Below are 1,101 nucleotides of genomic sequence, written 5' to 3'. Positions count from 1 at the left end.
GGCCCTGCCGCTGACCACTATTCCGCCGGCAGCGGGAATGTCCACTGTGAGTAGGCTCGGGCGGCCGACGTGCCGTCCCTGGTGGATCAAGACTCTCGACGGGGGCTCGACCAGGCCCAGGATGCGCAGGTATGCGCCGACCGCCGCCGCGGCGGCCCCTGTTGCGGGGTCCTCCGTGATTGCTCCCACCGGGAACAGGTTCCGGGCTTCGAATTCGCCGTCTGCAATCCGGTGCAGGACGGCTACCGTTGCGGCCCAGCCCTGTGCGTCCATGAGCTGGCGCACCGTCTGCGGATCGAAGGCAAAGGAGTCGAAAAGGGTGCTGTCGGCGACGACCAGCACCGGATGCCAGTTCCCTGAATACGCGATCCGCGGCGGATAAGCGGGATCGAGATCGGTCAGCCCGACGCCGAGCAAGCCCAGAAGGTCAGCCAGGATGTCGTCGTCGAAGACGGCCAGCTGTGGCTCAACACCCGTGAACGATGCCGTGATGTCGTCGCCGTCGCCCGCTGTTTCGATGAGGACGGGGCCGACGGGGGTGTCGAAGGTGAAGGATCCTGCCCCGTCGCGTGCGCTCAGCGCAACGGCCAGCGCAATGGTCGCATGGCCACAGAATGGCACCTCGGCGATCGGCGAGAAGTATCGAACCCGGCTCCGGCGCGGGTCCCCGCCGAGACCCGGCTCCGTCACGAAGGCAGTTTCGGCGTACCCGACGGCGGCCGCCACCGCCAGCATCCCGGCATCGTCGAGATGGCGGGCATCCAGGACCAGACCGGCAGGATTACCGCCGTCTGGCGTCGTGGAAAAAGCCGTATAACGCAGGACCTCGGGGGTGTTTTCCATACCCCGATCCTCCCACCTCCAGCCACCGCCTCAGCGTTGATCCACCCATGCGGGCGGTCTATGACAGGGCATCACGGAGAGGTAAAAAGCGGTGGCGCGTCGCGGCAAATCCTGGCGATGCGGCTCAGGCCAGGTTTTCCTTGAGCAGGGCGCGGTGCTCGATGGCGGCTTCGCGGTGGAGTGCGCGGCCGGCGTCGGTGAGTTCCAGAAAGAGTGAACGCCGGTCATCTTCGCAGGAGTGGCGGGAAATGAGCCCGG

At 66.7% G+C, this 1,101-nt stretch carries 1 protein-coding gene; it reads right to left on the bottom strand.

The window, feature by feature from the left end; all coding sequences use genetic code 11:
• Positions 1–843, bottom strand: an 843-nt coding sequence (locus tag Y706_RS0121175; RefSeq protein WP_028278147.1) for a PhzF family phenazine biosynthesis protein, incomplete at its 3' end; no start/stop codon positions are given.
• Positions 844–1,101: the final 258 nt, after the last annotated feature.

Origin of the sequence: Arthrobacter sp. I3 (assembly GCF_000520575.1) — a bacterium.
Lineage (GTDB): Bacteria > Actinomycetota > Actinomycetes > Actinomycetales > Micrococcaceae > Arthrobacter > Arthrobacter humicola_A.
This window is presented reverse-complemented; position numbering and strand designations above follow the sequence as displayed.